This window comes from Ideonella azotifigens, from assembly GCF_006519715.1.
GTDB classification, from domain to species: domain Bacteria; phylum Pseudomonadota; class Gammaproteobacteria; order Burkholderiales; family Burkholderiaceae_C; genus Ideonella; species Ideonella azotifigens.
Genome location: NZ_VIDT01000599.1, coordinates 1 through 3,421, shown reverse-complemented (window position 1 = coordinate 3,421; position 3,421 = coordinate 1). Strand labels below are relative to the sequence as shown.

3 protein-coding genes, 1 tRNA gene and 1 pseudogene are annotated in these 3,421 nt (G+C 61.9%); all 5 read left to right on the top strand.

Annotation, left to right across the window (positions count from 1 at the left end):
• Nucleotides 1–55 precede the first annotated feature (55 nt).
• A complete protein-coding gene (locus tag FKP22_RS24760) occupies nucleotides 56–655 on the top strand; it encodes a phenylalanine--tRNA ligase subunit beta-related protein (protein ID WP_233446962.1) in 600 nt (199 codons plus the stop codon).
• Between the two features lie 29 nt (nucleotides 656–684).
• A complete protein-coding gene (locus FKP22_RS24755) occupies nucleotides 685–1,074 on the top strand; it encodes an integration host factor subunit alpha (RefSeq protein WP_141290316.1) in 390 nt (129 codons plus the stop codon).
• Between the two features lie 58 nt (nucleotides 1,075–1,132).
• Entirely contained in the window at nucleotides 1,133–1,654 is a 522-nt protein-coding gene (locus tag FKP22_RS24750; protein WP_141290314.1) for a MerR family transcriptional regulator, read from the top strand.
• Nucleotides 1,655–1,681: 27 nt separating this feature from the next.
• A tRNA-Pro gene (locus FKP22_RS24745) sits at nucleotides 1,682–1,758 on the top strand.
• Nucleotides 1,759–2,572: 814 nt separating this feature from the next.
• Nucleotides 2,573–3,421, top strand: a pseudogene (locus FKP22_RS24740) (fumarylacetoacetate hydrolase family protein); the annotation flags it as partial.

Sequence of the window (3,421 nt, the reverse complement as noted above, 5' to 3'; positions counted from 1 at the left end):
GAAGGTGCTCCCCTGCTAAGGGAGTATGGGGAAAAAAAACTCCACAAGTCCATCGTTGGTCTACGGTCCGGCGGCAGCGCCGCAATGGGCGCAGGCCGACAAGGCGGTGGACTTCTTCGACGTCAAGGGCGACATCGAAGCCTTGCTGGCGCCGCGCAAGGCCACCTTCGTGGCGGCCGAGCATCCCGCCATGCACCCTGGCCGCTGCGCCGCGGTGCAGCTGGACGGCGCGACCATCGGCCACATCGGCGAGCTGCATCCGAAGTGGCGCCAGGGTTACGAGCTGCCGCAGGCACCGGTGTTGTTCGAGCTGGACCTGGCCGCGGTGCAGAAGCGCGAACTGCCGGCCGCCCAGGGCGTGCCGCGACAGCAGCTCATCCAGCGTGACCTGGCGCTGGTGGTGGCCGACAAGGTCACGCACGACGCGCTGATGGGCACGCTGCGCGACGATCCGCTGGTGCGCGCCGCCTGGCTGTTCGACGTCTACAAGCCGGCCCAGCCGACGGCCGACATTGCCGCGGGCGAACGCAGCCTGGCCGTGCGCTTGGAACTGCTGGACGACAGCAGCACGCTGACCGAAGAGCGCATCGACGCCGCAGTCGTCTCAGCAGTTGCCCGGGTGCAGGCCGCGCACGGCGCGCGCCTGCGGGCTTGAGGGAAGGGCGCCACACCATGACCAGCATGATGGGCAACGACGGCAACGATGATCCGTCCGAGGATGACCTGCAACCGCCCGGACGGCTGCTGCTGACCTCGGTTGAAACACCGACCCTGACCAAGGCCGAACTGGCCGAGCTGCTTTTCGAGCGGCTGGGCCTGAACAAGCGCGAGTCCAAGGACATGGTCGAAGCGTTCTTCGACATCGTGAACCAGGCGCTGGTCAGCGGCGACGACGTGAAGCTGTCGGGTTTTGGCAACTTCGCGATCCGCCGCAAGGCGCCGCGGCCCGGGCGCAATCCACGCACCGGCGAGTCGATCCCGATCAAGGCCCGCAACGTCGTCACCTTCCACGCCAGCCACAAGCTCAAGGCTGTCGTGCAGGGGGATGTCCCGCCGGCCGAGGAGTTCGAGTAAAGTCACAGCGCCCTGCGAGAACCCGTTGATATCTCGGTGATTGGGGCCTCTTTCCGCCATGCACCATGAAGCCGCACCGCTGCTGCCGGCCATTCCGGCCAAACGCTACTTCACCATTGGCGAAGTGAGCGAGCTGTGCGGTGTCAAACCGTATGTGCTGCGCTATTGGGAGCAGGAATTCACCCAGCTGCGCCCGATGAAGCGCCGCGGCAACCGGCGCTACTACCAGCACCACGAAGTGCTGCTGATCCGCCGCATCCGCGAACTGCTGTACGACCAGGGCTTCACCATCAGCGGTGCCCGCAACCGCCTGCAGGAAGCCGGTCACATCGAAGGTGGCGAGTTCTCCAGCAGCGACATCACGATCGATCCGCTGAGCGACGAACTGGACATGGCCACGCTCGTGCAGGCCTCGCGTGCGGACAGCAGCACTTCGAGCGGCCACTTCGGAGCTGCCGCACTCGACGCCAGCGGTCTCGCTGCCGAGCTGCGTGTGCATCCCGTCCTGCCGCAAAACCCCAGTGCTGCGCAGGTGCGAGAAGAATTGCTGGCGATCCGCGACCTGCTTTCAATTCAGTGAATTTTCTGCCTATAATGGAAGTCTTGTCGGGGTGTAGCGCAGCCTGGTAGCGCACTTGCATGGGGTGCAAGGGGTCGCGAGTTCGAATCCCGCCACCCCGACCAAAGACAGCGAGAAAAATCAACGGGTTAGCCTTGCCAGGGGCTAGCCCGTTTCTCCTTTCTGGGGCACCAAACGCGGTTGGTGCCTACATGGTGCCTGTTCCGCGGCCCGACTTACTCACGGCAAACTGCAACATTGGTCACTTTAGCGCTCAGGCAGCTAATGGTGGTTCCGGTTGTCATGGAGCCTTGGCGCTCGCGGCAACAGCCTGTCTTCCAGCGCCGGGCTGCCGCTCGCCGAGCAAGCCTTGCTTTCTCTCTGATTGGGCCCTGGCTGTCTGGGTGGTCTTACTTAACAAAGACCACGTCGTCCTTGGCCTGCTGTGGGATCTTGATCTCAACCTAAATCCGGCAGTTACCCGGTCGCTGGCAGCGCTGGGGCTTGCCCGCTGCGCTACATCAGTGATCGCATCGCGCCCGTCATCGGGCCACCCAGGCCAGCCCCAGCGCTGCCAGCGACCGGGTAACTGCCGGATTTAGGCTGAATCGCCCCGGGGCGGTTCAGTGACTTATGGCATGCCTGTCGGATGCTTCGCAGTATTCAAAGCTCGCGCTATGACATCGCAACGGGGTTGGAGTTGTATGGCACCGAATGCACAGGCTAGTCGTTCTGCTGAGCGCTGAAGAGGTCGAGCGACTAGACGTGGGACAGTCGGATGACATTGGGAACGCTTACAAAAGGTGGGCGGATCGAGCTGCGCTTTTTGGCTTCTCCACGGTGTCTGCCTAAGGGAAAATTTTATGCACAAAAATTACTTTTGCCGATATAGTTTGCGGTGGACGTTTTTGATCTGCGCTAGTTGATTCGGAGATAAACATGAAGCTTTTGTCCTATCGCGTGGGAAGTCGGGAAGCTTGGGGCGCTGTCGTCGGCGATGGGGTGGTGGACTTGTCGAACTGGCGAACCGATGTGCAGACGTTGCAGGACTACATCGCCTGTGGCGGGTACCGCGACGCGGCTGAGCACGTTGAGGGCCGTCCCATCGATGCCCAGCTGAGTGAGATCGTCTTTCTGCCAGTCATCCCGAAACCGGAAAAGATTGTTTGCGCGGTTCGCAACTACATGGACCACCATCAGGAAGTGCTGGCCGCTGGAATGCAACGCGAGTTGTCGGAATATCCTCCGATCTTCCTTCGAGTGTGGCGCTCGCAGACGGGGCACGAGCAGCCGGTCGTGCTTCCCAATGTGTCTCCGTCGCTGGACTGGGAGGGTGAGCTGGCCGTGATCATCGGCCGAGAGGGCCGCGACATACCCGTTGCCGAAGCGTTTGACTACGTAGCCGGCTATGTCTGTTACAACGACGCGAGCGTGCGCGAGTGGCAATTTCACGCGAAGCAGATCGCCTCGGGCAAGAATTTCGAATCGACCGGCGCGTTTGGGCCATGGATGGTGGACCGCTGACGAGATCAAGCCGGGCCAACAATTAAAGCTCGAGACGCGTCTGAACGGAGAAGTGGTTCAATCCAGTCACACCGGGCACATGATCTTTTCGGTCGAGCGGCTGATCAACTATGCATCAATAATATTTACGCTGGTGCCTGGCGATGTGATCATCACCGGCACGCCTGCCGGCGTCGGCTGGAGCAAAAAGCCGCCGCTGTTCATGAAGGTCGGTGATGTGGTTGAGGTGGAAATCGAGGCAGTGGGGCTGTTGCGCAACCCGAT

Excerpts from the sequence above, each read along its gene's own strand:
- FKP22_RS24755 (WP_141290316.1), top strand. The coding sequence starts at position 685 with ATGGGCAACGACGGCAACGATGATCCGTCCGAGGATGACCTGCAACCG.
- FKP22_RS24750 (WP_141290314.1), top strand. The coding sequence starts at position 1,133 with ATGCACCATGAAGCCGCACCGCTGCTGCCGGCCATTCCGGCCAAACGC.